Genomic DNA, 24,853 nt, shown 5'->3' with positions numbered 1-24,853 from the left:
AATTATAAATTCATCGTTTTTTCGATGTTCAGGAACACCACTTCCTTTTCATCCTTATACTCATCCAAATAGAACGGTTGAATATTGATATTGTCATGAAATTTGATGAAATATGCTTTTTTCTTCGTATCCATGATGGATGTATAAAGCGTTTCATCGCGATGTCGTTCAATAGGATTGATAACTGCACCTGTAGGAATGTCCGCTTGAGACAGAATCCGGAATCCTTGCAGGATTGCCTCATTCCGTTCCAAATCTTTGGGAGTTGCCGATACAAACGAAGCAGCTCGAATGAATCGAGAAGGTGGGGTGAAGTCACCGGGCAGACCGACCATTCCGCTTCCTTCTCCGAATTTTGAAAGAGAAACGCCATTCATGATATTCTGTTGCACGTTTTCAGGATGCAAGTGAATGTAATTGCGTAAATTGGTCACGTGCCAAGGAAATTCAGGTGCATTCGTTAGTACGCCATAGGGGTTGTCATGAATAAGCAACTGTCCATCGTTCGGTTGCAGAACGATACCATTGCCTTCCGCATCCATGAAGAAGAAGTGTTGCTCAGTAGAAACGTCATCCTTCGATTTTCCTTCTGCTAGGATGTTCATTTTTTTTGATTCTACTCTAATTTCTTCTACGTTTTTGCATCTGCTAAGTAAATAATTGAATGCAGGCGCAATGGTTAAGTTAATTTTATCCTCCACAGGACGCGTTGCAAACGATGCATACCCTGGATACAAATTATTCGAGCCCATTAAACCCATTTCGTTAATACCATCACCAAACGACGGCTGATTAAAAAAACCAGTTCCCAAAACGGCATATTTTGAAGAGAAATCCGTCTCTACTGTCTGAATAAATCCTTCAAGGTTCTTTGGGACAAAAAGAATATGGTTATCCAATGGCATACCTACTTCTAACGTCCTACCAAATACAATCCCTTCCTTATAAGAAAACCCAATAGTTGTACACATAACAATCTCTCCTCGAATTCGTTTAAGTAATACTTCTACTAAAGATTCTAATACCCTTGTGATCATGTCCCAATCATTATCAATGAATACTTCTTTAAACCTACCATCGCGAAATAAGTCCCAATAGAAATAGAAAAACACCCTCGTCTATTGTTGAGATAGACAAGGATGTCGTTTGGTCATTAAGCAAAGAAGGAAATGAGCAAGATGAGTACTATAGGTACGAATAGGACGAGATATCCGATTGGATTTCCGAAGTTGATGCTCCAACCAACTCCAAATCGTTTTTCTACGAAGATAGATGGATCTTGTTTATTGACATAAAACACACCAAGTTTCCAATGGGCATCCATATCATCGTCTGTATCACCAGTAGTTTCATCTTCTTCAATAGATACTGCAATACGTGAACCGCCTTGGCCAACTTTAAATGCATAGACTGCTGAGCCTGCCAGCGTAAGAACTAGAAAGCCAAGAGGCAAAGCCATCATCAACGTATCGTTTTGTAACACGCCATGAATTGTAGTAAGTTGCAGGAATCCAAGTAAAATGGTTAATAGGATCGTTGTTAACAACAAAAACCAGCTGGAATATTTACGGAATGCCAGTTGTTGCAGTTGAGAAGACTTCTTTTTGTTGGAGTTCAATTTAATTCCTGACAGTTTTGTCCCTGCATTGATTCCAATCATCATCACCTGAATAACCAAAAGAATCAGCAATAAAGCAATCGATGAGAAAGGTGTTTTTTGACTGAATGCATCAGGTTGACCACTAGATCCCCAATGAGTCGGAATCTTATCAGGCAGCAAACTATACTGGCTCGCTGTGTAAACGAGAAGCCCGAACGTCACGAACATTGGAAGTACATACATAAAATTAGGAAGCATTGAATCTTTAGCATGACTTTGCAGATCGGCAATCCGAATTTGTTTTAACCCATGACCCCATTTATTCACTTGTTTCAATTTCGTTGTTTTTGCGTGGAAATAAAGATAAAGGGCCATGCTTACTAAAAGAAGACCAGATTGGATCGCTAATCCTGTTAAAACGAGTTGGTTCTCGGAAGCGGAAGTGTTGGTTGACCATAGCAATAAAGCAATCAATGAGATGGAACCTATAATGAAAACTGAGGCAGAGTATCTGCGTTTAAACGAAGCAAGAGATGAATCTATTGCATACTCTTCAGGAATAGTAACCCCAAAGACAATCGTGCGTTTTAACAGAAATGGAATAGCGGATTGCAGGACAATTAAGAAAGCAAGTGTGACTAAAAAAATCGCTAATGACATCTGGTTATTCCCCCTTTAAAGCTATAAGAATAAATGAAGCTTGCTTTTGAATCTCTTCAGGACTCATGCCTAGCACAATAGCCTCAGCGATAATAGGCTTAAGTTGCTCGATGATTCTGCGACTGTTTTCATCCGTTATACCTTCTTGAACTATAGGATTAATGATAGCCCCGGATTTTGGCACAATCCGTATGATCCCCTTATGTTCAAGTTCATGATAGGACTTGTTTACGGTATGCATATTCACACTGAGATCTGAAGCGAGTGCCCTCACAGACGGCAAGGTGTCGCCACCTTTCAATTGACCGCGTACAATCAATTCAATAACTTGATTGGCTACTTGTGTATAAATCGGTATATCGGATGTTGGTTCAATTTGGATGAACAACTGGTCACCTCCTAACTGTTCTAATATTAGTATAGCAGAACTGTTCTAATATGTGTATAACAAAAGTTGCAATCCTTAATTGAGGTTGACGGGACACCATTTAGTGTCCTATAATAAATAGGACACTAAATGGTGTCTTTTGAACAGTGCAAAGTATAACGAAGCATATTATAGGGGAAATTAGTAGAAGAGGAGGTAGATCTTGGACGAAGAGAAGTCAGTGGCAGACGTTTATGACGCAGTTGCTGATCCAACAAGGCGAAGATTAATTCAACTGTTGTCTGAAGTTGAAGAATTGCCTCTCCATGAGATAACAGTTCAGTTTCAAATGGGGCGCACTGCCATCTCTAAACATTTGACTATTTTAAAAGATGCTGGGCTGGTAACTGCACGAAAAGTGGGGAGAGAAACGAGATATCGCTTGAATGCTGAACCGTTAAAAGAAATTCAAGATTGGGTCTCATTCTACGAAGGATTCTGGAAAGACCGGTTAACGAAACTAAACAAGTTATTGGAGGAAGAATTATGAAACCAGATGTATCTTTAGATTTTCAATATAAAAGTTCGGTTGATAAAGTTTGGAATGCGCTAACTGATTCAGAAAAGCTTGCAAAATGGATATGGGATAATGACTTTAAACCACTCGTTGGACATAAATTTCAATTCCGCGCAGAGCCAAACGAATGGTGGAATGGGATTGTAGATAGTGAGGTATTGGTAGTAGATGAGCCTAATACACTTTCGTACACGTGGGTTAGTGCTGGTGAAGCAACAACTGTCACTTGGACGTTGAAAGAAAGTACGGATGGAGGAACGGATCTTCATTTTGAACAAACCGGATTTAGTGAAGAAACAAAAGCTCGCCAAGGTGCTATCGAAGGTGCTCAATATTCATGGACAAAAATGGGCGAAGAGCTCGGACAAGTATTGGCAGCATTATAAAGATAACTTTTCATTTGCATCAAACAATACCCCAACCTAGGATTCCTGAGAAGGTCCTAGGGAAGATACTCTGAGATAAAAAAAGTAACGCCCATGCTTCCTGTAAAGCGAAGCATGGGCGTTACTTTTTTAGTGTAGCAAACATATAGAGATCTTTGGAACTTATCGTTCACACGCAAAGTCATCTTTATCTCTGTCCATTTTAGCCTGATAGGCTGGATGACCTTTTGGAACACCGTTCGGATATTTCTTTCGTAACTCCGTACAGTTCTGGAAAAACTCAGTTCCTCCAGATGCTGGTGCAGAATTTGTTGCTGGCGGGGGAGTGGTGTTACTCGATCCACCTGATCCACTACTACCGCTGTTCGATGATCCACTTGAAGGTGTCGTTGACTTCCCACCATTGAATCCGGAATGTGTTGCATAATTTTCAACCGACCAAATTCCAATCTTCTTCGCTTTTGCTCGCACTTGAGCCTTTTCATAAGGATCTAGATGACGAGTGTTTGGGGGATAGACATACGCTACACGAGCCAAGCCTTCTTCCACAAGTGTTTCGTTTACACTTTTCCCGTCGACATAAACATACGCAAGAAGTCTTCCGTATTTGTCCGTTCGCTGACCAATGTCAAACTCGATTTCGAGCTTGCCACCGTTCACTAATGCACGATTTCGCTCTTTTGCTTCTTCTCCAAATGGTTGTTTTCCGATACGTGGGTGATTGGTTTCCGGAGTATCTATTAACAGGTACCGAACATTTTGTTCCTTACCTTCAAATACAATCTTGATTGTATCGCCATCGATAGTTTTTACTAACTGGACAGGGGTGAGCCCGATTGCACCTAAGGAAGAGGCAGTACCAGCCTTTTTGAGTCTATCTGTTTTATCTTTCTCACCTTTTGCTTTTTCGGCGGTAACTTTCTCTTCAGCGGCTTTCTTTTCAGCTAGAAGTCGTTGTTCTTCAGCTTTTTTTTTCGCGAGTTCTTCTTCGGCAGCTTTCTTTTCTGCAGCAACTTTCTCTTTAGCCACTCGCTGTTCTTCAGCAGCTTTTTCTTCTTCTTCTTTTTTCTTTGTAACTTCTTTAGCCTCTTGCTCCTCAGCTTTTTTAGCTTCTTGTTGCGAATCTTGTTTAAGTGCAGTTGCAGGGGCGTTAGATTGTTCAGTTTCATCGACAGGAGTCATACTAATTCCAGCTACAAATAATACAAAACTAACTCCAGTAATCATTCCTGCTTTTTTCTTTGGAACTTTTCTAATAGCTGCGATAAGAAGAAGGATAACTCCGACAATTAATCCGATAAAACCGATTGCAAATAATAATAAATCCATCCACAAAACCTCTTTTAACTATATTCTGTTTTCGCATCCGTGATCATTAACTGATTGGTATACAATTTCATGCGAAACTACGTCACAACCGGATTAAATCTTTACGAAGTGTAAAAACGATTGATTCATCACTAATCACTAATAAAGAATTCTTTTAATTTATTCATGAAATAGCTAACATGCATCAGTAGAACTTTATCAAACTTCGATATGAAAGTATAGAGTCTTTTAATCTAAAACTTTAAAATATACATGTGCAGGAAACAAACGTGTTTGTTTAAGCATTCATGTTGTTATCGCACACAAGTATCTTTCTGGTTAAGAGGTATCGAACGAAGTCTATTGCGTAGTTTTTTTACCAATCAGATGTGATATGCTACGTTAAAGGTCTAAGAAAGATAAATATCGACCATAAATACGAACGTTATAATAGATGTAATTAAAATAGTTCGTTTTGGTTGACGTCAGATAAATCAATTGTTAAGATGATTACGAACTTACTAATATCTCTCATATATACTCGGGAATATGGCCCGGACGTTTCTACCCAATAACCGTAAATTATTGGACTATGAGAGAAAGTGCATCCTTAACGTAGGATAAGTATGCCCTTTTTTCCCAAAAGGCTACTCATTCCGGACAGGAAACTTTCTCTTTCACGAGAACGTTTTCTGTCCTTTTTTATTTCTACTTAATAGCTATCTATGAAAATTTGGGAGGGAAGACAGTGAACGCACGAGTTGGAGTGATAATGGGGAGTGTTTCCGATTGGGAGACGATGAAACATGCCTGTGAAGCATTAGATCAGGTGAAAATCGCGTATGAAAAACAAGTAGTTTCCGCACACCGTACGCCAGATTTGTTATTCGATTATGCAGAAAGTGCACGGGGTCGAGGAATAAAAGTCATTATCGCTGGGGCTGGAGGTGCCGCTCATCTACCAGGAATGACCGCTGCAAAAACAACATTGCCTGTCATTGGGGTCCCTGTTCAGACGAAAGCGTTAAATGGGATGGACTCATTACTATCTATAGTCCAAATGCCTGGTGGAGTACCTGTAGCAACTGTTGCAATTGGAAAAGCTGGGGCAACCAATGCAGGATTGTTGGCAGCCCAAATTATCGGAAGCAATGATGCTGAAGTTGCAGATCGATTGGAAATTTTTCGAAATGAAATGAAAGTTAAGGTGTTAAACAGCAATGACCAACTTAACTAAAGTGATATTACCCGGACAAACGATTGGCATCATCGGGGGAGGCCAGTTGGGGCGCATGATGGCCTTATCTGCAAAAACAATGGGATTTCGTATAGCAGTTTTAGATCCGACAGAACAGTGTCCATGTGGACAGGTAGCAGATATTGAAATTACTGGTGCATATGACGACCTACATGCAATTCAACGACTTGCTGATGTGAGTGATATCATCACGTATGAATTTGAGAATGTGAGTTTTGAAGCACTAGCATGGCTTAGTGAGAATAGTTACTTGCCGCAAGGAGCTGAACTGTTAAAAATCACACAAGATCGCATCACAGAAAAAGAAGCAATTATAAAAGTGGGTGTACCCGTAGCACCGTACTTCAGCGTAACCGAGGTATCCAATATTCATGAAAGCATCCGTACTCTAGGGTATCCATGTGTCATGAAAAGAACACGCGGTGGTTACGATGGCAAGGGACAGCTGGTGATCCACTCCGAATCTGACATCCCTGCCGCTTCCGATCTTCTGAATGGTGGTCCGTGTGTTATTGAAAAGTGGATTCCTTTTGAAAAGGAAATTTCCGTAATCGTCACTAGGAAAACAACTGGTGACATGAAGTGTTTTCCGGTTGCGGAGAATATCCATGAAGAAAACATCTTGCACAAAAGTATTGTTCCTGCGCGAATCGGTGAGCAAACTTCACGTAACGCTTTGAAACTTGCGGAACAACTAGGCGAACGTCTTAACCTGGTTGGCACGTTAGGTGTTGAAATGTTCGTCACCGAAAGCGAAGAAATCATTGTGAATGAATTGGCACCTCGTCCTCATAATTCGGGTCATTACACGATGGAAGCATGTCAGACTTCACAGTTTGAACAGCACATACGAGCAATCTGTAATTGGCCGTTAGGGCGTACGGATTTAATGAGCCCTGTCGTTATGGTCAATATACTTGGTGACCATAACGACAACCTACTTACAGCTATTCCGAAATTAGATGATTGGAAAGTTCATCTATATGGAAAGAAAGATTCGATTTCGAAACGAAAAATGGGGCATGTCAATTTGTTACGCAGTACGGTAGAGCAAGCTTTTGCCGAGATTGAGCAAAGTGGTATCTGGAACTAGTAATACTTGGTGTTCGCTATGAGAAATTACACTATTGGTACTGTGGAGGTTGTTCAAATGGAAAAGCGTGAATGGCTATATGAAGGCAAGGCAAAGCGAATTTATGCGACAGATGATCCAGGCGTTGCTTGGGTGGAGTACAAAGATTCTGCAACAGCTTACAATGGGGACAAGAAAGAAGAAATTACGGGCAAAGGTGCAGTAACAAATGCAATTACTAGTCTTCTATTCTCTAAACTTCATGAGGCTGGAATTCCAACTCATTTTATCAAGCAGCTATCCGACACAGAGCAACTCGTAAAGAAAGTCTCCATCATTCCTATTGAAGTCGTGACACGAAACATTGTGGCTGGAAGCCTGTCTAAGCGTTTAGGAATTGAAGAAGGGCACACTTTAACTCAACCACTCGTTGAATTTTATTACAAAGACGACGCGCTTGGTGATCCCTTGTTAACAGAGGATCACATAAAAGAATTGAAGCTCGCAACTGAAGAGGAAGTTCAGCTTTTGAAACAAAAAGCGCTAGAAGTGAATACAATTTTATCAAGACTTTTTGCTGAAATAGGAGTTCGTTTAATCGATTTTAAGTTGGAATTCGGAAAACTTGCAGACGATGAAATTTTATTAGCAGATGAAATTTCTCCGGATACGTGCCGATTATGGGACGCGGAGACAGGAGAAAAGCTCGATAAGGATGTATTCCGTCGTGATTTAGGCAATGTCGTGGAAGCATATGAAAGAATTCACTCAAAACTAGGGGGATGTCAGCATGTATAAAGTTAAGGTATATATCACGTTAAGAGAGAACGTTTTAGATCCTCAAGGAGCAGCCGTGAAATCCTCCTTACACAGCATGGCGTATGAAGGTGTTTCAGAAGTACGGATCGGGAAATACATGGAATTGACAATCGACAAAAGCGAGCAATCAATTGAGGAAACTGTTGCAGAGATGTGTGAGCGTCTTTTAGCAAATACGGTTATTGAGGATTACCGATACGAAATTGAGGAGGTTGTCACGCTGTGAAATTCGCCGTGATTGTATTCCCAGGTTCCAACTGTGATATCGACATGTTTCATGCTATTAAAGATGAATTAGGTGAAGAAGTAGAATACGTTCCACATACGGCAAGCAGCTTAGAGGGATTTGATGGAATTCTTTTGCCTGGCGGGTTTTCATATGGAGATTATCTACGGACAGGGGCAATTGCTCGATTCTCGAATGTGATGGCGGAAGTTGTCAAGGCAGCGGAAACAGGCGTTCCGATTTTAGGTGTCTGTAACGGGTTTCAAATCTTACTAGAAGCCGGATTATTGCCTGGTGCAATGAGGAAAAACCGCGATCTTGCATTCATTTGTAAATCTACTCAGTTAAGAGTAGAGAACACCCATACGCAATTTACGAGCTGTTACGAGAAAGGTGAAACAATTATCCTTCCTTTAGCACATGGTGAAGGTAATTACTATTGTGATGAAGAAACGCTGGCAGTGCTTCAGAAGAACAATCAAATCGCGTTTACCTATTATGGAGAAAATCCAAATGGAAGTCTCGGAAATATAGCGGGAATTGTAAATGAAAAAGGGAATGTGTTAGGAATGATGCCTCACCCCGAGCGTGCTGTTGATGAATTACTTGGAAGTAAAGACGGATTAAAGCTATTTCAATCAATCGTAAGAAATTGGAGGGAAAGTCATGTCGTTAATGCTTGAGCCAAGTCCAGAGATGATTAAAAAAGAGCGTGAGTATGCAGCAATGGGGCTTACGGATGAAGAATTTGAAATGGTAGAAAACATGCTTGGACGATCTCCTAACTATACTGAAACTGGTTTGTTTTCAGTTATGTGGTCAGAGCATTGTTCCTATAAAAACTCAAAACCTATCTTAAGCAAGTTCCCTACTTCTGGTGATAAGGTGCTTCAAGGACCTGGTGAAGGTGCGGGTATTGTCGACATTGGTGACGGTCAAGCAGTTGTTTTCAAAATTGAGAGTCACAATCACCCCTCTGCAATTGAGCCTTATCAAGGGGCAGCAACTGGTATTGGTGGTATTATCCGAGATGTATTTTCTATGGGTGCACGTCCAATTGCACTGTTGAATTCACTCCGTTTTGGTGAATTGGAATCTGCACGTGTCAAGTATCTATTTAAAGAAGTCGTTGCGGGTATTGGCGGATATGGAAATTGTATTGGTATTCCGACCGTCGGGGGCGAAATTCAATTCGATTCTTCCTATGAGGGAAATCCCCTTGTAAATGCGATGTGCGTAGGTTTGATCAATCATGAAGATATTCAAAAAGGACAAGCCCACGGAGTCGGTAATACAGTCATGCACGTCGGTGCGAAAACTGGACGCGATGGCATTCACGGAGCTACCTTTGCATCGGAAGAATTGACAGATTCTTCTGAAGGAAAACGTCCCGCAGTTCAAGTCGGAGATCCGTTCATGGAAAAACTGCTCCTTGAAGCTTGCCTTGAACTCATTCAACATGATGCACTCGTTGGCATTCAGGACATGGGTGCTGCTGGACTTGCAAGTTCTTCAGCAGAGATGGCTTCTAAAGCAGGCATGGGAATTGAGATGAATCTCGACCTAGTCCCACAGCGTGAACCTGGTATGACTGCTTATGAAATGATGCTTTCAGAATCTCAAGAGCGTATGCTCATCGTTGTGAAAAAAGGAAGAGAACAGGAAATTGTTGAGTTATTTGCGAAGTATGATCTAGAAGCGGCCGCTGTCGGTTTTGTGACAGAAGAGAAAATGTTGAAGCTGCATCATAAAGGTACGGTTGTCGCTAACGTTCCAGTGGATGCATTGGTTAAAGAAGCTCCTGTTTACCATAAGCCATCTAGTGAACCGCAATACTACCGAGACTTCCAAGCAATGACGAATGATATCCCCCTTGTAATTAACTATAAAGAAACGCTCGTTAGTTTGCTTTCGCAGCCTACGATTGCTAGTAAAGAATGGGTCTACAACCAGTTCGATTCTATGGTACGTACGAGCACAGTCGTGCCACCAGGATCCGATGCAGCCGTAGTGCGAATTCGCGATACGAAAAAGGCGCTTGCGATGACGACGGATTGTAACTCTCGTTACATTTACTTGGACCCTAAAATGGGAGGTAAAATTGCTGTAGCTGAGGCGGCTCGCAATATTGTTTGTTCAGGTGCAGAGCCGTTGGCTGTTACGGACAACTTAAACTTCGGAAATCCTGAGAAGCCGGAGATTTTCTGGCAAATGGAGAAAGCCGCAGATGGAATTAGTGAGGCATGTAGAATATTGAGTACGCCTGTTATTGGAGGCAACGTATCCCTTTACAACGAGACAAATGGCGATGCGATTTATCCAACACCTGTCATCGGAATGGTGGGTCTTATAAAAGATCTCACCCAAATCACAACGCAGCAGTTCAAAAAATCAGGAGACCTGATTTATGTGATTGGGGATGCAAAAACAGAATTTGGTGGCAGTGAGTTGCAAAAAATGACAGAGGGAAAAATCTTTGGAAAGTGTCCTTCTATAAACTTGGAGCTAGAGCAGCTAAGGCAGAAACAGCTATTACGAGCCATTCAAAATGGATGTGTTGCTTCGGCACACGATCTCTCTGAAGGCGGTCTTGCAGTTGCCGTTTCAGAATCGCTCTTCGGAACAGAATTAGGAGCACGAATTATTGTTCATATGGAAGCCGTTACGGAATTATTTAGTGAAACTCAATCTAGATTTGTTGTATCTGTCTCCCCTGAAAAGCGGGTAGCTTTTGAAAGAATTGTTCAAGATGCAAGATGTATAGGTACAGTCACGGATACTAAACTTTTGACCATCTCCCATGAGCAAGATGGACTGCTAATCGATACAAGTGTTCAATCATTAGAGCAAGCTTGGAAAGGGGCAATCCCATGCTTGCTGAACTAAAAGGATTGAATGAAGAGTGTGGCTTGTTCGGTATCTGGGGTCACCCGGATGCTGCACAAGTTACGTATTATGGTTTGCATAGCCTTCAGCACCGTGGTCAAGAAGGTACAGGAATGGTTCTCGCGAAGGACGGACAGCTGATTTGTGAAAAAGGCGAGGGCTTAGTTACAGAAGTACTAACTGCTGAAAAGATGCAGAATTTGTCTGGAACTGCAGCATTAGGACATGTTCGTTATACAACAGCAGGCGGTGGTGGTTATCAAAACGTTCAGCCACTTCTATTTAACTTCCAAAACGAATCGATGTCCATGGCGCATAATGGAAATATAGTGAATGCAGATCAATTGAAAGCCCAGCTTGAAGCTCAAGGGAGCATCTTCCACAGCTCCTCTGATACTGAAATATTAGCGCACTTGATTCGTAAAGGTGGCTTCTCTGATTTGAAAAGTCGCATCACAAATGCATTAAGTTCGTTAAAAGGTGCGTATGCATACGTAATAATGACAGATACAGAAATGTTTGTTGCACTTGACCCGAATGGACTCCGACCGTTATCACTTGGTTTGCTAGGCGACGCTTATGTCGTTGCTTCTGAAACATGTGCGCTTGATATCGTAGGAGCGGAGTTCATCCGAGATATTGAACCGGGAGAACTACTCGTCATCAATGATGATGGAATCACAAGTGAACGATTCGCCACGTGCTCACAACGTTCTATGTGTACGATGGAATATATCTATTTTTCTCGTCCAGATAGTAACATTGATGGCATTAATGTTCATACAGCGCGGAAAAACCTCGGTAAGCAACTCGCGATAGAAAAATTAATTGATGCAGATGTGGTCACAGGGGTTCCTGATTCGGGTAATTCTGCTGCGATAGGATATGCAGAAGCAAGTGGAATTCCTTATGAAATGGGCTTACTTAAAAACAGGTATGTTGGCCGGACGTTTATACAACCTTCCCAATCCTTACGAGAACAAGGGGTGAAAATGAAATTATCCCCAGTTCGTGGTGTTGTAGAAGGAAAACGAGTCGTCATGATCGACGATTCCATTGTACGAGGTACGACGAGTAAACGGATTGTCACGATGTTAAAAGAAGCTGGTGCGAAGGAAGTACACGTACTGATTAGCTCCCCACCGATCAAAAATCCATGTTTTTATGGGATCGATACATCCAGTCGTGATGAATTGATTGCCTCGAAATACTCAGTTGAGGACATTCGTGAGATCATCGGGGCGGATTCTCTGACCTTTTTAAGTGTTGAGGGAATGGTAGAAGCAATAGGTAGACCGTTTGAAGGAGAAAGTCGAGGTCAATGTTTGGCTTGCTTCACGGGTAACTACCCTACCGAGATCTATACCGATATGGAATCCGTATCCATTACATGATGAGTTAAGGAGGAGTCTATCCATGTCAAATGCATACAAATCTGCAGGGGTCGATATTGAAGCCGGTTATGAAGCGGTCACACGCATGAAAAAGCATGTACAGAAAACGATGCGCCCTGGCGTATTAAGTGGACTTGGCGGTTTTGGAGGCATATTTGATTTATCGAAACTGAATTTACGGGAGCCTGTACTTGTCTCGGGAACAGATGGGGTAGGAACCAAACTATTGCTAGCGATGATGATGGATCAGCATGAGAGTATTGGAATTGACTGTGTGGCAATGTGCGTTAATGACATTATTGTACAAGGTGCACAACCACTCTATTTTTTAGATTATATTGCTTGTGGTAAAGCGGAACCCGACAAAATCGAGAGTATTGTTAAAGGAATTGCCGATGGTTGCGCACAGGCAGGGTGTGCGTTGATTGGCGGTGAGACCGCTGAAATGCCAGGTCTTTACAGTGAGGAAGAGTATGACCTTGCAGGCTTCACAGTTGGGGCGTGTGAAAAGAAGGATCTCATAACGGGTGAAAACATAAAACCTGGAGATTGTATTATCGGATTGGCCTCTAGTGGCATTCATAGCAACGGTTATTCACTCGTACGCAAAATCTTATTAGAAGAAGCAGATATGGATCTATCAGAATTCATTCCTAGCCTGGGGTGTGAACTCGGAGTTGAACTATTAAAGCCTACTAAAATTTATGTGAAATCCATTTTAGCTGCGCTGAAAAGCTACGATATTAAAGGGATGGCGCATATAACAGGTGGGGGATTCATGGAAAACTTCCCTAGAATTTTTTCTGGAGATTTAGGAGTGGAAATTATCTCGGGTACTTGGGAAATCCATCCGATATTCTCACTCATAGAGGAAAAAGGAAGCATTACACGCGAAGATATGTACAATATCTTTAATATGGGAATTGGAATGGCACTAGTGGTGGATGAAGACAACGTCGATGAACTCCTAGCATTTTTCAAATCGTACGGTGAACAAGCCTATCGAATTGGTTCAGTTGTCAATCGATCGGGTGTAGCAATTATCGGTGAGCCATGAAAAAGATCGCCGTATTTGCTTCAGGAAACGGAAGCAACTTCCAAGCGTTGGTGGATGCTGTTAAGGTAGGCACACTGCAGGCGGAGATAGGGTTGTTGGTAAGCGACCGATCTTCCGGAGCTGTTTTAGATAGAGCACAAAAAGAAACAATCGATTACTTTTGCATTTCTCCTAGAGATTTCGCTGACAAAACAGAGTTTGAGATGGAAATTGTACAGCAGCTTAAATCACGGGCTATTGAATTCATTGTATTGGCAGGATATATGCGTTTAATAGGATCCACGATTCTGCAGGAATATCCCGAGTCGATTGTTAACATTCATCCATCCTTATTACCAGCATTCCCAGGGAAAGATGCAATTGGTCAAGCAATCGATGCTGGTGTTCAAGTCAGTGGGCTAACGATTCATTATGTCGATGCAGGAATGGATACAGGACCAATCATTGCCCAAAAAGAAATTGAGATTCTACCAGATGATACGAAAGAAGAGTTACAAAAGAAAATTCAGCAGGCAGAGCACGTCATGTACCCAGAAGTACTTCAGGAGCTATTTAGCTAAAGAGAGTTTCATATACTAATGCAGAAATAGGGAGGAATAAAGGATGAAGCGTGCTTTAATTAGTGTTTCAGATAAAACGGGTATTGTGCAGTTTGCGCTTGGTTTGAAAGAAGCGGGATTTGAAATTATCTCCACGGGAGGTACGAAGAAAACACTTGCTGAAAATGGAGTAGCAGTTATCGCAATTGAAGAGGTAACTGCATTTCCAGAAATTCTCGATGGCAGAGTGAAAACACTTCATCCAAACGTACATGCAGGATTGTTAGCAAGAACGAATAACGATGACCATCTAGCTCAATTAGAAGAACATCATATTCAACCTATCGATCTCGTATGTGTCAATTTATATCCTTTCCAAGAAACAATTGCAAAACCTGACGTAACTCCCGAAGAAGCGATTGAAAATATCGATATCGGCGGTCCGACGATACTTCGTTCTGCTGCAAAAAACCACGAATTTGTAACGGTTGTTGTAGATCCGGCAGATTATGACGCTATTCTTACTCAACTTAACGAGAACGGTGAAGTCGGAATGGAGAAGAAGCGCCAACTTGCTGCGAAAGTTTTCCGTCATACAGCTGCTTATGATGCGGTGATTTCGGAGTATATGACACAGCTTGCAAAGGAATCGAACCCTGAAAGCTTAACGCTTACATATAACTTAAAACAATCCCTTCGATACGGAGAAAATCCCCATCAACACGCTACATTTTATCAAAAACCATTAGGCTCTCAGTTTTCTGTCGCCTACGGCAATCAATTGCACGGTAAAGAGCTTTCTTACAACAATATCAATGATGCTGATGCAGCATTACTAATCGTTCGTGATTTTGAGGAACCTGCTGCAGTTGCAGTCAAACACATGAATCCATGTGGAGTAGGTGTAGGTGAAACACTCGCAGAAGCCTTTAATAAAGCTTACGAGGCAGATTCAACGTCTATTTTTGGCGGAATCATTGCTTTGAATCGTGAGGTAGATCACGAAACTGCAATGATGCTTCGCGAAATCTTCCTTGAAATCATCATTGCTCCTCAATTTTCTGAAGAAGCGTTAGAAATTTTAACGGCGAAAAAGAATATCCGTCTATTGACTGTCGATTTTGATGGGGAAAGTAAAATTGAGCGGAAAACTACGTCCATCCAAGGTGGATTACTCGTTCAAGACTTAGATACGTACGAGCTAGATCAGGCAACGATTACAATTCCTACAAAACGAGAGCCTTCTGATGAAGAATATGCAGCATTAAAGTTAGGTTGGAAAGTCGTGAAACATGTAAAATCTAATGCAATCGTCGTAAGCGGGGAACAGATGACGTATGGAATTGGCGCAGGCCAAATGAATCGCGTCGGTGCTGCAAACATCGCTTTGGAGCAAGCAGGAGTGAAGGCTAAAGGCGCTGCGCTAGCATCGGATGCATTTTTCCCGATGGATGACACAGTTGAAGCGGCAGCTAAAGCTGGTATTACTGCAATCATTCAGCCAGGTGGCTCAGTTCGTGATGAAGATTCGATTAAAAAAGCTGATGAATATGGTATTGCAATGGTGTTTACAGGAGTTCGCCATTTTAAGCACTAAATTCATCGAAGTAAATTGTAACCAAGCCATGTCCATAAATTCATTAAAATTAGAGGTGAATCCATGAATATTTTAGTGATTGGTAGAGGAGGTCGTGAGCACGCGCTCGCGAAAAAACTATCTATGAGTGAACGTGTACGTACTGTATTTGTAGCTCCAGGCAATCAAGGAATGGAAGACGTGGCAGAGCTTGTGCCAATTCCTGAAGAGAATCATATGGAACTCATTGAGTTTGCTAAAGAACAGAACGTTACGTTGACAATCATAGGACCCGAAACACCGTTGGTTAATGGAATTGTCGATGAGTTTAAAACTGCAGGTCTGCAAGTATTCGGACCCGATAAACGGGCTGCCGTTATTGAGGGGAGTAAAACATTTGCAAAAGATCTCATGAAGAACTATAAGATTCCTACCGCAGACTATGAAACCTTTACAGATATTAGCTCCGCAATGAACTATTTAGATGAAATTGGTGTTCCGATTGTCATTAAAGCAGATGGACTTGCTGCTGGTAAAGGTGTCGTCGTTGCCCACACTAAAGAAGTAGCGGTTAAAGCACTTCAAGAAATGCTCGTACAAGAGAAGTTTGGTCAAGCTTCCACGTCGGTTGTCATGGAAGAGTTTCTTGAAGGAGAAGAGTTTTCATTGATGGCTTTTGTAAACGGAGAGCATGTATACCCAATGGTGATCGCTCAAGATCATAAGCGAGCATTTGATGGAGACCAGGGTCCGAATACAGGGGGGATGGGTGCCTATTCTCCGGTCCCGCAAATTTCTGACTGTATGATTTCTAACGCCATCCAACAAATCATAATACCCGCTGCACACGCTATGGTAGCAGAAGGTCGCTCTTTTACAGGTGTTCTTTACGCAGGTGTAATCGCCACTACAGAAGGACCGAAAGTAATTGAATTCAATGCGCGGTTCGGTGATCCCGAAACACAGGTCGTATTGCCACGATTAAAAAATGATTTAGTTGAAACTTTGTTAGCTGTTCTCGACGGGCAGCCTTACGAACTTGAATGGGACGATTCATTTGTTATAGGCGTTGTCATCGCGGCTAAAGGCTATCCAGGGGAATATGTTAAAGGAACTTCGATAGTTGGTTTGGATACGATTAGTGGAGATGTAGATATTTATCACGCTGGTACTTCTAAGAATGAAAACGGGGAGTATGTGACGAATGGCGGCCGAGTGTTGCTTGCTACTGCGAAGGGGAAGGATCTTCTAGAAGCGCAGGCATTGGTTTACAACGAGATAGAGATGATTGATAAAGAGGGAGTATTTTGGCGAAGTGATATTGGACATCGTGCGATTCAGTATGATTTTTAGCGTGAATTTCAGGTATAACTGAAATTATCGAAATATTGCGGATAAGGAGTAAGGTGGACTTTCACATCTTTGCTTTCGTAAATCAATATCATGATAACCCACGCCTAGTAGATCTAATTACTAGTTGTGGGTTTTTCGTCATCGCTATTTGGAAGGGGAATTTGTTTCCCCAACAAGTCCCTTCACTTTAAGTATTCGGAAAAGATATAAAACTGCATTTGAAAAATGGTCATGTTGTAAAACTAAGAAATGATTGGGTTACATATGATGACTTCTCAAAATTAAAAAGGGAGTTGGCGTTGCATTCGATAACTATAAGATATAGTTGTCCAATGCATTATGCACTCTTTCTGAAACTAATTTCTGTGATGCCGCATTCTGGCACATATTTGAAACAAGATGTACTTGAACTCCTACGTTATTCTGGTTAAGAAAACGCGGCCAGGGAAATCCTAGTCGCGTTTTGTATTTATAGATGTCTGAATAAAGCTGGTGTCCTACTTTTTATTCAAATCATTGTGAACTCAAAACCAACGCTTTACTTTCACTCTCAAATATACCTGTCAAATGTTCAAGCACCGTCAAATAAACGAGCCCGTTACCTTCAATTTTTTGTGAGAAACCTAGTGGAACGGTCCTTTTTATTAGTTGGGCATAGAGCTCTGGCTCTGTAAGTTCTCGACCGAAACTGTTGTTGACCAATCCTTTTATGAGGGCGAGTGCTCCAGAGACATGAGGGGCAGCCATTGAAGTTCCGCTTAATGTTGCAAATTCCCCGTTTAAATACGTGGAAAGGATCTCTTCACCCGGAGCAACTAGATCGATTTCATTATGAGAGTTGGTAAAATTGGAAGGACTCCGTTCAAGATTTATAGCACCTACACAAATGACTTCGTTATAGCGGCCTGGAAAGGCGAATTCATCGGTTGAATCATCGCTGTCGCCTTCATTTCCAGCTGCACAAACTACTAGTATATTATTAGTGACCGCTTTTTTAATTGCTTCATGAAGTTCGGGTAAATCAGTTGGACCGCCCAACGACATGGAGATAATATCCACTTTTTGTTCAATGGCATAATTGATACCATTGATAATCCACTCATATTGCCCAGAGCCTTTTTTATTCAATACCTTTATAATAAGAAGACTTGATTCAGGGGCTACTCCGACTACGCCCTTATCGTTCTTCTGTGCAGCAATCGTTCCAGCAACGTGAGTGCCATGACCATTGTAATCGAGGGAAATATTGGGATTACCTCCATCATCGTCCGTAAAGTTCCGACCGCCTATAATCTGTTTTTGTAAATCGGGGTGTGTACTATCGCATCCTGTATCCAGGATAGCAACCGTAATACCATTTCCTTTTGTTTCCTTCCAAATTGCGGGTGCCTGAATTAATTCCACACCTGGTGGAACTTCATTGGCCTCTGTCATTTGAATAATCATTTCGAATGGAATTACATGAGCAAAATTCTTCACTTTATCCCTCCTCATTGTATTATCAGAAGTATTATTAAAAAGAAACTCTTCGGCATATAGTAACTGTTATAGGGGAATTACTAATTTAGTTTTTTCTATTAATAGTGTTTAATACAAACTATAACTGAACACCACCAATATATTGAATTGAAGTAAATCTTATATACACAAGTTTACTCTTGAATCAATGACTAAGAATATAGAAGTCTAGATTGACCAATGCATACCGCAAAATATATTGCACTTTCTTCGGCAATTCATCATAATATAAAAAATAAGACATAGAATAAAAGAGGACTGGGCGGTTAAACACCTAGTCCACACTACTAAACTGTAAAACAAAAGCATGACAAATCTCTAAGCACTGTACAACGATGTAAATGGTTGGGAAAAAAGCATTTGGCCGAGAAGAAAGAAGTAATTGTCCACACTTCTGCCGATGGGGGGGCGGTTACTCCTTTCGTGATAAGAAAAAGATAGCGGACAACGACACCGACATAAAAGCAATCCATCCACCAGATACTGATAGAAGTAAGCTTAGTATTTCGTATGTTGTCATTGGTTTTCACCTCCCTCATTTTGGAAGTGCCAACAAGCGGTCTTGCATTTTCGTAAACGGACTGAAATCTAGATGCAGTTTCTGTAGGGGAGGAAGTTAAATAGTTAGCCCTACTATTATGTATATGTACAATCAGTATGTATATGCCTAATATTTATAGAAAATTCCGGTAAAATTCTGGGGACCAGCCTTCATACTCTGTTTAGGGAAGGTAAATCTTGTTTTTTGATTGTCTTCTAAATTTCAGTTATATTATTTGAGCGACATAAAGACAACCTTCACTATATATTCAATACCTTTACAATAATTAAACTTGCTTCAGGAACTATGCTAATTACGCCCTTATCGTTCTGTTGCGCATCGACGGTTACGGAAGCAGGTGTTCTATATCCACTATAAACCAAGGATAATATTGGAATATCCTCATGTAAATCATATCACAGTCTGATTATTCAGTCTAATAAATAGTGAGTATATTGAATAATTGATTCGGGAGCCTTATTGAAAAGGATTTTTCACTAGCGCATAATAACTAGTTTTGTTGGGATGATAATATAAATTTTTCTATTAGTAGTACATGTTACATATCAGGAGTGAAAGTTGCTTAACTATTGAGTCGTTGCAAGTCCTGAAAACGTTAGCTACTGAAAAATAAATAAGTCAAGTTTAATCTCTAATCAATGTCTAAGTGTGAAGATATCTAGGTCACCAAGTGCATGTGGGCGTGAGTTTTTGCACTCCTTCTGGTAAATCATCATATATATAAACGAGACTTTCAAATAAAAATAAATAAATGTTTGAACAATCAGTCCTGAAATGGTAGAATATAAGATGTAATAGTGGTCAATATTGCTTATCAACCAACTGTGTAAATAGTTGGATAAAAATGCATTTGGCCAAAAAGAAAAAGTAATTGTCCACTTGTCTGCCGATGGGGGGGCGGTTACTTTTTTCTTGTTAAGAAAAGATGGATGACAGCGACTCCGTCATTAAAGCAATCCATCCAACGGATAGTGATAGAAATAAGCTTCGTATTTCGTATTTCGTATATTGTCATTGCTTTTCACCTCTCTTCATTTGGAAGTGCTTAACAGCCTTTCATATCTTCTCCTTAACTAAACCTAAATCAAGATGCATTTTTCAATAAACTGAAAAACTATAGAAGACCTATTTTCACAAATTATGAAGGGAAGATCCATCTCATATAGGAAAGCAAAATGAAAAATGTTTGGACATAAAAGTGTCCGAACGTTTTTTTTGTTGAATTTCTTAAACCAATCTTCTTAAATTGAATACCCCTCTTAATCACTCACAAGGTCCAGATAAAAGTAATGGAAACAGGTTTCGAATTGATAAAGTAAAATAATGGATTATTATTGGTTCAAAAAACTTTTGATATACACTGAAAAAGTAACTTTCAAACGAAAGATATAGATGTTAGAATAGTTGAAATAATTGTAATACGTGTAATTGGGTAATAAGAATATTGTATAGATTTAGAGTAGGCGCCTTACTAAGGGAAGCCAAAATAGATTCAAGGTAAATCTTCACTTCAACTTTTATTGCTTGAATTAATAGTTTAGGGAGGGTAAACATGTCTATTAAACGGCTGGATAAGTTCCAAGGTCTTAATATGAATCTTGTAGATTTGCAACGACAACAAGCATTAGAGCGTTACATCACGCGGTCTAGTGAACGTGAACGAATTGCTAGTGAACTGCAAACAAAAAGTCCTTTGGAAGTAGATACTCCTGAACGAGTCGCACTTCGTAAAGCGATAATTGATCCGCATGATGGACTTGCAATTGAGCGTATTATTGGCCAAGATGATCTATTTCCTATTTCTTATCTTGAAGCTGGTCTAAGAGCTGGCAAATCAGTTTGTAGAATAGAAATCCGTGATAGTATAGGCAGAGTCCTCGGACACGCTACAGGGTTTCTTGTTTCAACTTCTTTATTACTTACAAATAATCATGTTTTGGAGAACTACGATAGGGCTCAGTACAGTGTCGCACAATTCAACTATGAAGTTGGTCTTGACTTCAAGGAACGTCCTATGAAAACCTTCCGTTTAACACCCAAACGTTTATTTATTACGGATCAGAAGCTTGATTTCACATTAGTCTCAATAGAGGAAGTGTCTGCTGATGGTACAAACGTAAGTGATTTTGGGTTCTTGCCTCTCATCTCACAAACGGGCAAAGGGTTGGTTGGTGAATGTGTATCAATTATTCAACATCCATCAGGGGCACCTAAAGCTGTAGCGATTAGAGAGAATCAAATTATGGATGTATTTGACGACTATATTCACTACTCAACAGATACCATGCCTGGATCCTCCGGTTCACCTGTCTATAATGACGAATGGATCGTAATCTCTCTCCACCATTCAGGTGTTCCAAATCCAAAGAACCGAGCTGAATTCATAGCCAATGAAGGTACCCGCATAAGTAGTATTATCCAGTTTGTCGTGGAACAAGGCGCCAATTTTAGTGATGATCAAAAAATGTTACTGAATGAAATTGTGAAAGATTGGGAAGTCCACAATCCTACTCCTAAAGAGATGGTAGTTGAGGAGTTAAGCGATTCATGGTATGAGAGTTCGGCCGGTTATGACGCTCAATTTCTTGGTGATGATTTTGAAGTTTCTCTTCCGGTATTCCGGACGGAACTTGAACAGGATATTGCCCAGTTGAAAGACGGAAGCAGGGTGCTCCATTATACGCATTTTTCAATTGTCATGAGCAAGTCACGCTGTTTAGCCTATTATACGGTGGTGAATATTGACGGCAATCAAATGATGAAGATTGGCCGTAATAACAATTGGTATCTCGATTCCCGCATTGAAGTAGAGTACCAGTGCGGTCCTGAATTATATAAAAATAATTCGCTTGATAGGGGGCATCTTGTCCGTCGGCGAGATCCTGTTTGGGGAGATTCAGCGGAAAAGGCGAATGAGGATACGTTCCATTTTACAAATTGTGCGCCACAGCACAGTAAGTTTAATCAAAAAAGCTGGCTGGATCTGGAGAATTATATTTTATACAATGCCGAAAACTCGAATCTTAAAGTGACAGTATTTACGGGACCAGTTTTTCGGATAGACGACATTATTTACAGAGGAGTTCAGATACCGGCAGAGTTTTGGAAAATAGCTGTCATTGTTAAGAAAGATGGGAACCTATCTGCAACTGCTTATTTGCAGACTCAAAAAAGTCTTATTGAGGATTTGGAATTTGCTTACGGTGAATATAAAACTTATCAAGTACCAATTTTAAAAATTGAAGCAATTACAGGTCTCAATTTTGAAGATCTACGTAATTTCGACCCAATCAATCAATTAGAATCGACAATTGGATATGTGATTAATGCATCTCATGATATCAAACTCTGAAGTTTGAACATGCTAATTATAAATATTTATCCATTGTTCCTCAAGTAGTAGCGATGCTGTCACTGGGACTAATGTAATTCCTGTTTTTGGTAGATAATAGGGATTAGAGGAGTGGTTATAAATGGAGAACAGCAAATTTAGTGGAATAAACGAAATGTCTTATGTGCAAGCAAAGAATATTATAAAGACAGGAGATATTCTTTTTTGTAGCGGTCGTTATTTAGTTAGTGAGATGATAAAAAAACTTTCAAACTCACTATTTAGCCATGTAGCTTTGTTAATCTATTGGAATGAACATGTACTTGTATTAGAGAGTGTGGAAGACGATGGTATCAGGGTGGTCCCACTATCTCATTACCTTTACAATTATGAGAATAGTAAGGGAAAGTATAATGGAGAACTGTATGTAGCCAGGCATGAAGTTGTTGGTAGCCCAGGTTTCAATAAAGAAAAAATAAAGACGATGTGTGGGAATGCGATTGATTTGCTAAATCGGAATTATGACAAAGACGAGATAGCCAAGATTGTTGCTCGTATTACTTTAGGTATCGGGAGACATAAAGATGATTATGAGTATATGTGTTCAGAGTTTGTTGACGAGTGCTTCAAACAAATGGAAATAGAACTATCACGTGATCCTATGGGGTTTATTTTCCCTGAACATATTGCCGCGGATCCAAATGTCATACCATTGTTCGAAATTTCTCCATGAAACTATTTCGAATTAGAGAAATCATTAAGATCTAGTTAAAGTACACGTATAACTATAAAAATTCTTTAAGCAGAAGTATGAGGTACTATGGTTTGGGAATAGCTGCCTTTGCGAAATACAAATCACAAATTATAAGGAAATTGCGTTAAGTCCACTTCGTGCACAGGCAGCTGATTTTAAACGGGAAGGGAAAACGGCTGTGCTCCGTTGGGACCGGATGAAAAGGTATCTGGTAGTAAGCTTAGTATGCTGAAATTAGGAGGTAACCCCTTTCTTTTGTCGAATATTGGTTTATGTAAAGAAAGGGGTAATTGAGATGGCGAAGGATAGATTTAATTTAACTAACATGTTCAATATTTATAAACAAGCTGAAGAAGAGACAAAAACTATTATCTTTGAATCTCATATTGGGAGCGGAAGATTCCTAGTTATGAGTTTCTTTACAGATGATGACGAAAGTACGAAAGATATTATTTTTTTATATCTTCGTAATACCAATGTTTTTGTGAAAACTAAGCTGTATGGTAATCATGCAAAAGGTGATTTTTATATTTATCCAAATGAAGATACCAAAAGCAAGTTAATTGCGGAATTACAACTTCGAGAAGGTAGCGGAGGTTTTAGTTTTACGACTTTTATGGAGCAATTTAACAAGAGTATACCAGAAAGTATATCTTCTGACTTAAAAGTGAATCTTATTAAAAATAATAATGATATTATTAATCAAACAGGAGCAATTGATGAAGCAGATAAAATATACTTACTCACCATTAAAAGATTGAATAGTGGAGTGCCTCAAGACAAAACTCTAAGAAAACTATATATGTATACTGAAAATAAATCGGTAGATATAGATTCATTAATAAAGATACTTAAAAAGGTAAATTATACAGCTGTTTGGGGAAGAACAAAACCACAAAATGATTTCAATATTCAAAGTTGGATCAATACATTACCCTAGAATCTAAAATCAAATGCTACTAGAGCTGACAATTATTACATTGGTTTTCTTTAGCATCGGAACGATACTATAAAATAACTAACACATTTCCTAATTGTGCGTTATTATGTAGATAAATTTAATAGTAGGTGATATGTATGGAAAGAAAAGTGCCAGTTTAACAAAATGAAAGAAAAATTCCTGTCAATATCTACAAAGGTGAAGAATTGCTTGCAGAGTGCTCTACTATCCAAGAAACGGCTAAGTTTTTTAAAAACTATACCAATGACAAAGTCTATAGATGAACAAAAATCGTGAATAGTTTATGGTATGACGAGCCTTATTCTATAAATAGAAGTACTTATTATTTCACCACAGATTTAGAGATTAAAGAGAAGAAGTTACAGGAAATTAGAAGAAATCATGAGTAAGTCGATAGGAAACACTAAACTATTCGAAATCGTGGTTGATTTGTTTCCTGCTTAGATAGCTGAATCAAACATCATAGTAGGAATACATATTTTTCAATGTGTAGAAATCGTTTGAATGTGGTAAGATAAACATATACTAAAAAGGACCGGGTGCGTCAACACCCAGTCAATGTAGCTGACATCCGCTTGAAGAGCGGTTGGCCAGTGTAATAAGAGTGTTAAGAGTAACCATCTCATCTACTTTGCCAGGTAGCGGAGGG

General features: G+C 40.0%; 21 protein-coding genes and 1 riboswitch. Of the genes, 16 read left to right on the top strand and 5 right to left on the bottom strand.

The features are described from left to right. Window positions 1–2 precede the first annotated feature (2 nt). From ACRPI0_RS07205 to ACRPI0_RS07195, 3 genes are all read right to left on the bottom strand, one after another. The gene (locus ACRPI0_RS07205; RefSeq protein WP_432355658.1) at window positions 3–1,037 is read right to left on the bottom strand and encodes a linear amide C-N hydrolase; all 1,035 of its coding nucleotides are present in this window, start codon (window positions 1,035–1,037) and stop codon (window positions 3–5) included. A gap of 116 nt (window positions 1,038–1,153) precedes the next feature. Continuing rightward, the gene (locus tag ACRPI0_RS07200) at window positions 1,154–2,260 is read right to left on the bottom strand and encodes a DUF1648 domain-containing protein (RefSeq protein WP_432355657.1); all 1,107 of its coding nucleotides are present in this window, start codon (window positions 2,258–2,260) and stop codon (window positions 1,154–1,156) included. Between the two features lie 4 nt (window positions 2,261–2,264). After that, window positions 2,265–2,648 carry a GntR family transcriptional regulator gene (locus tag ACRPI0_RS07195; protein ID WP_432355656.1) on the bottom strand — a complete coding sequence of 128 codons (384 nt, stop codon included), beginning with the start codon at window positions 2,646–2,648 and terminating at the stop codon, window positions 2,265–2,267. A 202-nt stretch (window positions 2,649–2,850) separates the two neighbouring features. Here ACRPI0_RS07195 and ACRPI0_RS07190 point away from each other — a divergent pair, with 202 nt between their 5' ends. Both ACRPI0_RS07190 and ACRPI0_RS07185 read left to right on the top strand, forming a co-directional pair. Next, a complete protein-coding gene (locus tag ACRPI0_RS07190; protein WP_432355655.1) occupies window positions 2,851–3,177 on the top strand; it encodes an ArsR/SmtB family transcription factor in 327 nt (108 codons plus the stop codon). Further along, window positions 3,174–3,590 carry an SRPBCC family protein gene (locus ACRPI0_RS07185; protein WP_432355654.1) on the top strand — a complete coding sequence of 139 codons (417 nt, stop codon included), beginning with the start codon at window positions 3,174–3,176 and terminating at the stop codon, window positions 3,588–3,590. The genes ACRPI0_RS07190 and ACRPI0_RS07185 overlap by 4 nt, the downstream gene beginning before the upstream one ends. A gap of 162 nt (window positions 3,591–3,752) precedes the next feature. Here ACRPI0_RS07185 and ACRPI0_RS07180 read toward each other — a convergent pair whose 3' ends face one another. Further along, window positions 3,753–4,919 (bottom strand): thermonuclease family protein, encoded by a 1,167-nt coding sequence (locus ACRPI0_RS07180; protein ID WP_432355653.1) that lies wholly within the window; start codon window positions 4,917–4,919, stop codon window positions 3,753–3,755. A 490-nt stretch (window positions 4,920–5,409) separates the two neighbouring features. After that, window positions 5,410–5,511: riboswitch (purine riboswitch) on the top strand. A gap of 135 nt (window positions 5,512–5,646) precedes the next feature. Between ACRPI0_RS07180 and purE the strand changes: the two genes are divergently transcribed. The 11 genes from purE (at window position 5,647) to purD (ending at window position 17,078) form a co-directional block, all read left to right on the top strand. Next, the gene (gene purE, locus ACRPI0_RS07175) at window positions 5,647–6,135 is read left to right on the top strand and encodes a 5-(carboxyamino)imidazole ribonucleotide mutase (protein WP_432355652.1); all 489 of its coding nucleotides are present in this window, start codon (window positions 5,647–5,649) and stop codon (window positions 6,133–6,135) included. Then, complete coding sequence (gene purK, locus ACRPI0_RS07170) at window positions 6,119–7,249, top strand: 5-(carboxyamino)imidazole ribonucleotide synthase (protein WP_432355651.1); 1,131 nt, start codon at window positions 6,119–6,121, stop codon at window positions 7,247–7,249. The genes purE and purK overlap by 17 nt, the downstream gene beginning before the upstream one ends. 57 nt (window positions 7,250–7,306) lie before the next feature. Next, window positions 7,307–8,026 (top strand): phosphoribosylaminoimidazolesuccinocarboxamide synthase, encoded by a 720-nt coding sequence (gene purC, locus ACRPI0_RS07165; RefSeq protein WP_432355650.1) that lies wholly within the window; start codon window positions 7,307–7,309, stop codon window positions 8,024–8,026. Further along, the gene (gene purS / locus ACRPI0_RS07160) at window positions 8,019–8,273 is read left to right on the top strand and encodes a phosphoribosylformylglycinamidine synthase subunit PurS (protein ID WP_432355649.1); all 255 of its coding nucleotides are present in this window, start codon (window positions 8,019–8,021) and stop codon (window positions 8,271–8,273) included. The genes purC and purS overlap by 8 nt, the downstream gene beginning before the upstream one ends. Beyond that, entirely contained in the window at window positions 8,270–8,956 is a 687-nt protein-coding gene (gene purQ, locus ACRPI0_RS07155; RefSeq protein WP_432355648.1) for a phosphoribosylformylglycinamidine synthase subunit PurQ, read from the top strand. Before purS ends, purQ begins: the two co-directional genes overlap by 4 nt. Then, a complete protein-coding gene (purL, locus tag ACRPI0_RS07150; protein WP_432355647.1) occupies window positions 8,940–11,159 on the top strand; it encodes a phosphoribosylformylglycinamidine synthase subunit PurL in 2,220 nt (739 codons plus the stop codon). The genes purQ and purL overlap by 17 nt, the downstream gene beginning before the upstream one ends. Then, window positions 11,144–12,553, top strand: a complete 1,410-nt coding sequence (purF, locus tag ACRPI0_RS07145; protein ID WP_432355646.1) for an amidophosphoribosyltransferase — start codon at window positions 11,144–11,146, stop codon at window positions 12,551–12,553. The genes purL and purF overlap by 16 nt, the downstream gene beginning before the upstream one ends. A 22-nt stretch (window positions 12,554–12,575) precedes the next feature. After that, window positions 12,576–13,610 (top strand): phosphoribosylformylglycinamidine cyclo-ligase, encoded by a 1,035-nt coding sequence (gene purM / locus ACRPI0_RS07140; RefSeq protein WP_432355645.1) that lies wholly within the window; start codon window positions 12,576–12,578, stop codon window positions 13,608–13,610. After that, window positions 13,607–14,170: a phosphoribosylglycinamide formyltransferase gene (gene purN / locus ACRPI0_RS07135; protein ID WP_432355644.1), complete on the top strand. Its 564-nt coding sequence runs from the start codon at window positions 13,607–13,609 to the stop codon at window positions 14,168–14,170. The genes purM and purN overlap by 4 nt, the downstream gene beginning before the upstream one ends. Window positions 14,171–14,213: 43 nt before the next feature. Beyond that, on the top strand, window positions 14,214–15,746 hold the full coding sequence (gene purH, locus ACRPI0_RS07130; protein WP_432355643.1) for a bifunctional phosphoribosylaminoimidazolecarboxamide formyltransferase/IMP cyclohydrolase: 1,533 nt from the start codon (window positions 14,214–14,216) through the stop codon (window positions 15,744–15,746). Between the two features lie 63 nt (window positions 15,747–15,809). Beyond that, on the top strand, window positions 15,810–17,078 hold the full coding sequence (purD, locus tag ACRPI0_RS07125; protein ID WP_432355642.1) for a phosphoribosylamine--glycine ligase: 1,269 nt from the start codon (window positions 15,810–15,812) through the stop codon (window positions 17,076–17,078). A 513-nt stretch (window positions 17,079–17,591) separates the two neighbouring features. On the opposite strand, the gene ACRPI0_RS07120 is transcribed toward purD, so the two are convergent. Then, window positions 17,592–18,557 carry a S8 family peptidase gene (locus ACRPI0_RS07120; protein WP_432355641.1) on the bottom strand — a complete coding sequence of 322 codons (966 nt, stop codon included), beginning with the start codon at window positions 18,555–18,557 and terminating at the stop codon, window positions 17,592–17,594. Between the two features lie 2,153 nt (window positions 18,558–20,710). On the opposite strand from ACRPI0_RS07120, the gene ACRPI0_RS07115 reads away from it, so the two are divergent. The 3 genes from ACRPI0_RS07115 (at window position 20,711) to ACRPI0_RS07105 (ending at window position 24,183) form a co-directional block, all read left to right on the top strand. After that, the gene (locus tag ACRPI0_RS07115; RefSeq protein ID WP_432355640.1) at window positions 20,711–22,510 is read left to right on the top strand and encodes a DNA/RNA non-specific endonuclease; all 1,800 of its coding nucleotides are present in this window, start codon (window positions 20,711–20,713) and stop codon (window positions 22,508–22,510) included. Window positions 22,511–22,631: 121 nt separating this feature from the next. Then, entirely contained in the window at window positions 22,632–23,222 is a 591-nt protein-coding gene (locus ACRPI0_RS07110; protein ID WP_432355639.1) for a YiiX/YebB-like N1pC/P60 family cysteine hydrolase, read from the top strand. A gap of 316 nt (window positions 23,223–23,538) precedes the next feature. Then, window positions 23,539–24,183, top strand: coding sequence for a hypothetical protein (locus tag ACRPI0_RS07105; protein ID WP_432355638.1), 645 nt, complete (start codon window positions 23,539–23,541; stop codon window positions 24,181–24,183). Window positions 24,184–24,853: the final 670 nt, after the last annotated feature.

It is taken from the genome of Sporosarcina sp. A2, from assembly GCF_050858885.1.
Classification (GTDB): Bacteria; Bacillota; Bacilli; order Bacillales_A; family Planococcaceae; genus Sporosarcina.
Note: the sequence above shows the minus strand (reverse complement) of the source record. Positions and strands in the feature narration are given on the sequence as shown.

Coding starts and splice junctions, on each gene's coding strand:
- ACRPI0_RS07205 (WP_432355658.1), bottom strand. CDS start 1,037: ATGATCACAAGGGTATTAGAATCTTTAGTAGAAGTATTACTTAAACGA.
- ACRPI0_RS07200 (WP_432355657.1), bottom strand. CDS start 2,260: ATGTCATTAGCGATTTTTTTAGTCACACTTGCTTTCTTAATTGTCCTG.
- ACRPI0_RS07185 (WP_432355654.1), top strand. CDS start 3,174: ATGAAACCAGATGTATCTTTAGATTTTCAATATAAAAGTTCGGTTGAT.
- ACRPI0_RS07180 (WP_432355653.1), bottom strand. CDS start 4,919: ATGGATTTATTATTATTTGCAATCGGTTTTATCGGATTAATTGTCGGA.
- purK (WP_432355651.1), top strand. CDS start 6,119: ATGACCAACTTAACTAAAGTGATATTACCCGGACAAACGATTGGCATC.
- purC (WP_432355650.1), top strand. CDS start 7,307: ATGGAAAAGCGTGAATGGCTATATGAAGGCAAGGCAAAGCGAATTTAT.
- purS (WP_432355649.1), top strand. CDS start 8,019: ATGTATAAAGTTAAGGTATATATCACGTTAAGAGAGAACGTTTTAGAT.
- purL (WP_432355647.1), top strand. CDS start 8,940: ATGTCGTTAATGCTTGAGCCAAGTCCAGAGATGATTAAAAAAGAGCGT.
- purF (WP_432355646.1), top strand. CDS start 11,144: ATGCTTGCTGAACTAAAAGGATTGAATGAAGAGTGTGGCTTGTTCGGT.
- purM (WP_432355645.1), top strand. CDS start 12,576: ATGTCAAATGCATACAAATCTGCAGGGGTCGATATTGAAGCCGGTTAT.
- purN (WP_432355644.1), top strand. CDS start 13,607: ATGAAAAAGATCGCCGTATTTGCTTCAGGAAACGGAAGCAACTTCCAA.
- purH (WP_432355643.1), top strand. CDS start 14,214: ATGAAGCGTGCTTTAATTAGTGTTTCAGATAAAACGGGTATTGTGCAG.
- purD (WP_432355642.1), top strand. CDS start 15,810: ATGAATATTTTAGTGATTGGTAGAGGAGGTCGTGAGCACGCGCTCGCG.
- ACRPI0_RS07115 (WP_432355640.1), top strand. CDS start 20,711: ATGTCTATTAAACGGCTGGATAAGTTCCAAGGTCTTAATATGAATCTT.
- ACRPI0_RS07110 (WP_432355639.1), top strand. CDS start 22,632: ATGGAGAACAGCAAATTTAGTGGAATAAACGAAATGTCTTATGTGCAA.
- ACRPI0_RS07105 (WP_432355638.1), top strand. CDS start 23,539: ATGGCGAAGGATAGATTTAATTTAACTAACATGTTCAATATTTATAAA.